1 pseudogene is annotated in these 390 nt (G+C 42.1%); it reads right to left on the reverse strand.

Going from position 1 to position 390, the window contains the following annotated elements:
- Positions 1–328 (reverse strand): annotated as a pseudogene (locus tag HC175_RS20065) (Na+/H+ antiporter NhaC family protein); the annotation flags it as partial.
- Positions 329–390 lie beyond the last annotated feature (62 nt).

Genomic DNA, 390 nt, shown 5'->3' on the forward strand with positions numbered 1-390 from the left:
CAGAAATTACCTGCATTCCCACTTCTACCACTGCCGCTACACTACCTGTGGCTTTGGTAACCACTGCAAAAGCACCCGCCAGTAAATAAATGACACACATGGTCATGATCTTATCGTCCCCGCAACCTTTTAAAAAGGTGGAAACTTTGGAATCTATGGAATCTTTGAAAAGGATAAAAGCCAGGGCGATTCCCATTACTACCGCGATAGGTGAAGGTAGCGCATAGAAATCGTTGAGGTAGATACCGGCTCCCAAAAAGGTGAGAACAAATACCATCAAGGGTAATAAAGCATTAAAACTTCCTTTAGATCTGGAAATGGTTTTCATGTATTTGAGTTTAATGAAACTCAGGAAAGGGTAAAGCAATGCAGAGGAGGGTCAACGTTTTT

Source organism: Salinimicrobium oceani (assembly GCF_012037645.1).